Source organism: Dyella sp., from assembly GCF_035503745.1.
In the GTDB taxonomy this organism is placed as follows: domain Bacteria; phylum Pseudomonadota; class Gammaproteobacteria; order Xanthomonadales; family Rhodanobacteraceae; genus Dyella_B.
The window spans coordinates 1-3,448 of record NZ_DATJTC010000040.1; the positions used below are offsets into that span (position 1 = coordinate 1).

Below are 3,448 nucleotides of genomic sequence, written 5' to 3' on the forward strand. Positions count from 1 at the left end.
CTTGCGCAACAGGTGGTCCTGGGGAACCAGCATCTCGAGTGTCACCATCTCCAGATGCTGTTGGGCCGGCGTCGGTATCTTCAGCATGGCCCATTAAACGACAAACCCCAACGCGATGGTTGGGGTTTGTCAGCAGTCTGAAGGCCCTGAAAAATCAGGGCCTTTTGAACTGGCTGGGAGACTAGGATTCGAACCTAGATAAACGGAGTCAGAGTCCGTTGTCCTACCGTTAGACGATCTCCCAATACCTTGCCGGGCGGTGCGCTCTGACTTGATGCACCGGCCGGTCGAAGCGTTGCCTCTTGCGAGGATTAGCGCTTCGAGAACTGGGTGGCGCGGCGGGCCTTGTGCAAACCGACCTTCTTACGCTCGACTTCACGGGCGTCGCGGGTCACGAAGCCGGCCTTGCGCAGTTGGGTCTTGAGGCTTTCGTCGTACTCGATCAGGGCGCGGGCGATGCCGAGGCGGATGGCGCCGGCCTGGCCGGTGATGCCGCCACCGGAAACGGTGACCTTGATGTCGAACTTGTCGGCGCTCTGGGTCAGTTCGAGCGGCTGGCGCACGATCATGCGCGAGGTTTCGCGGCCGAAGAACTGATCAAGGGTCTTGCCGTTGACTTCGATCGCGCCGGTGCCCTTGCGCAGGAACACGCGGGCGGCGGAGGTCTTGCGGCGGCCGGTGCCGTAATTCTGCTGAATCGCCATGTTGCTTCCTTAGATTTCCAGCGCCTGCGGCTGCTGTGCGGTGTGCGGATGTTCGGCGCCACCGTAAACCTTGAGCTTGCGGTACATGGCGCGGCCCAGCGGGTTCTTCGGCAGCATGCCCTTCACGGCGATCTCGATGACGCGCTCGGGATGGGTGGCCAGCATGTCTTTCAGACTGGTGGTCTTGAGGTTGCCGACGTAACCGGTGAAACGGTGGTACATCTTGTCGTCCAGCTTGGCGCCGGTGACAGCCACCTTCTCGGCGTTGATCACGACGATGTAGTCGCCGGTATCGACGTGCGGGGTGAACTCGGGCTTGTGCTTGCCACGGAGGCGACGCGCGATTTCGGTCGAGAGACGACCGAGGGTCTTGTCCGTGGCGTCAACCACGTACCAGTCGCGCTTGACGCTTTCCGGCTTGGCGCTGAACGTTTTCATTTCGGAATACCTGTCTGCCGCCACAGGGGCGGTAAGCGGAATCGATGGAACAAAGGCGCGAGATGATAGCGAAGCTTTCATCTGCCGCGCAAGCCCACGGTGGGCTGCGAGTCGGCAATGATAACATGATTGCCATGCCCTTTGAGAAGCCCCAACACCGCATTGCCGTGCTGGCGGACCAGTGCGTGCAATGCGGCCTGTGCCTGCCGGTTTGCCCCACTTACGGCCTCGACGGTAACGAGGCCGAGTCGCCCCGCGGGCGCATTGCCATTGCGGCCGCGCTGGCGCGGGGCCAGGTTGCGCCGTCCCCGGCGCTGCGCGAGCCGCTGGACCATTGCCTTGGCTGTCTCAATTGCCAGCGGGTATGCCCGGCGGGCGTCCAGTACGAAGAGCTGCTGGTGGAGACGCGTGCCCTGCTGGGCCCGGCGCCAAGCCGTCCGGGATGGCTGCTCGCGCTGGTGAAGCGTCCGGCGCTGAGCCGCTGGCTGCGGCGGCTGGCCCGCTGGACGGGCGCGACGTACTGGCTGCCGGCCCTGCCCGGCTTCCGCGCCGGATCGGCCGGGCGGGCGGCGCTATCGTTGCTGGCCCTCAAAGGAGAGGAGCGCGCGGCGACAAGGGAGGCCCCGACCCCCGCCCAGCCGATGGCTACGGTGGCGCTTTTCCCCGGTTGCGCCGCCAGCGTCCAGGACGCCGAAGCCGAGCGCGCCGCCCAAACGCTGCTAGGCGCCGCCGGTTTCCGCGTCGTGCGCATGCCGGCTTTCTGCTGCGGCGCGCTGGATGCGCACGATGGCGATGCAGCCGGCGCCGCCGCATCGGCCGCACGCGTGCAGCAGGCCTGGCGGGCCGCCGGGGCCGATCATCTGGTGACGGTCACGCCCGGTTGTCTTGGAACCTTGCGCCACGCCCTGCCCGGCGTACGCGTGGACGATCCGTATGGCCTGCTGGCCGAACATATCGAACGGTTGCGCTTTCGCCCGCTGGCGCTGCGCGTCGCGGTGCACGTGCCGTGCACGCAGTCGAACGTGGCGCGCAGCGATGCGGCGCTGATGAAACTGTTGCAACGGGTGCCCGAGCTGAACGTCCAACGCGTGCCCGCGCCGCCGTATTGCTGTGGCGCGGCGGGCAGTCACGTGTTGCAATTTCCCGCGCGCGCCTCGCTGCTGCGCGAGGATATGCTGTCGAGCATCCACACGCTGGATGTGCAACGGCTTCTGTCGTCCAATATCGGCTGCCGGCTTCATCTGGCGGCGGGGCTCGCGGGACAGGCCTCGACGCTTCCAACCATGCATCCGCTGACCCTGCTCGCACAGCAATGGGAACCTTGATGGACACCACCGCAAACGTTCGCTCGCTTTCGCCGCTCGACCGCCTGCTTGCCGGGATCGAGCGCGCCATGGAAACCGTGGCCGGTTCGCCCCAGGCGCGCCGTGTATCGCCCGCGCACGGCATGGCCGAGACCGAACTCGACGACGCCGAGCGCCGCCACGCCGCGGGCCTGATGCGCATCAATCACACCGGCGAGGTCTGCGCGCAGGCCCTGTATGACGGCCAGGCGGTGCTGGCGCGCAACGACGAAAATCGTGCGCACCTGCAGCATGCGGCCGCCGAGGAAACCGATCACCTGGCCTGGTGCGCCGAACGCCTGCAGGAGCTGGAAAGCCACCCCAGCCGTCTCAACGCGCTGTGGTATGCAGGCAGCTATGCGATCGGCGCGCTGGCCGCGCTGGCCGGCGACGCGATCAGCCTGGGGTTTGTGGTGGAGACGGAAAAACAGGTGGAAGCGCATCTGGCCGATCACCTGGACCGGCTGCCGGCCCAAGACCAACGATCGCGCGCGGTGCTGCATCAGATGCAGGACGATGAAGTACGGCATGCGCACGACGCACGCGAGCGCGGCGGGGTGGCGCTGCCGTTCCCGGTGCCGCAGTTGATGCATGCAAGTTCGATGGTGATGAAGACGGTGGCGTACCGGATTTGATGCGGCGCCTGTTTTACTGCCGGTGCGATGCCGCCCGGAAGCACGCGTCAGTGCGTCTTGGCATCCCAGCCCCAGGCACCTCGCCCGGCCCTGCGCTCGCTCCGCCAGGCCGAGTAGCTCAAAGAGGAAAGGAGCAAACGCAATGCGTGCGCCGCTTTGTATGCGCGATGAAAAAGCCCGCCATGGAGGCGGGCTCAGACTGCTGACAAACCCCAACCATCGCGTTGGGGTTTGTCGTTTAATGGGCCATGCTGAAGATACCGACGCCGGCCCAACAGCATCTGGAGATGGTGACACTCGAGATGCTGGTTCCCCAGGACCACCTGTT

The 3,448-nt window shown here is 65.7% G+C and carries 4 protein-coding genes and 1 tRNA gene; 2 read left to right on the plus strand and 3 right to left on the minus strand.

Annotated features, from left to right (window positions below; genetic code table 11):
• Positions 1-170: 170 nt before the first annotated feature.
• From VME63_RS15625 to rplM, 3 genes are all read right to left on the minus strand, one after another.
• Positions 171-244: transfer RNA gene (locus VME63_RS15625), tRNA-Gln, on the minus strand.
• Positions 245-311: 67 nt separating this feature from the next.
• Positions 312-704, minus strand: a complete 393-nt coding sequence (gene rpsI / locus VME63_RS15630) for a 30S ribosomal protein S9 (protein WP_325434282.1) — start codon at positions 702-704, stop codon at positions 312-314.
• Between the two features lie 9 nt (positions 705-713).
• Positions 714-1,142 (minus strand): 50S ribosomal protein L13, encoded by a 429-nt coding sequence (rplM, locus tag VME63_RS15635; RefSeq protein ID WP_204683233.1) that lies wholly within the window; start codon positions 1,140-1,142, stop codon positions 714-716.
• A 125-nt stretch (positions 1,143-1,267) separates the two neighbouring features.
• On the opposite strand from rplM, the gene VME63_RS15640 reads away from it, so the two are divergent.
• Together VME63_RS15640 and coq7 are read left to right on the plus strand one after the other, a co-directional pair.
• The gene (locus VME63_RS15640) at positions 1,268-2,467 is read left to right on the plus strand and encodes a (Fe-S)-binding protein (RefSeq protein ID WP_325434283.1); all 1,200 of its coding nucleotides are present in this window, start codon (positions 1,268-1,270) and stop codon (positions 2,465-2,467) included.
• Positions 2,467-3,120: a 2-polyprenyl-3-methyl-6-methoxy-1,4-benzoquinone monooxygenase gene (gene coq7, locus VME63_RS15645; protein ID WP_325434284.1), complete on the plus strand. Its 654-nt coding sequence runs from the start codon at positions 2,467-2,469 to the stop codon at positions 3,118-3,120. Before VME63_RS15640 ends, coq7 begins: the two co-directional genes overlap by 1 nt.
• Positions 3,121-3,448 lie beyond the last annotated feature (328 nt).

Excerpts from the sequence above, each read along its gene's own strand:
- rpsI (WP_325434282.1), bottom strand. The coding sequence starts at position 704 with ATGGCGATTCAGCAGAATTACGGCACCGGCCGCCGCAAGACCTCCGCC.
- rplM (WP_204683233.1), bottom strand. The coding sequence starts at position 1,142 with ATGAAAACGTTCAGCGCCAAGCCGGAAAGCGTCAAGCGCGACTGGTAC.
- VME63_RS15640 (WP_325434283.1), top strand. The coding sequence starts at position 1,268 with ATGATTGCCATGCCCTTTGAGAAGCCCCAACACCGCATTGCCGTGCTG.
- coq7 (WP_325434284.1), top strand. The coding sequence starts at position 2,467 with ATGGACACCACCGCAAACGTTCGCTCGCTTTCGCCGCTCGACCGCCTG.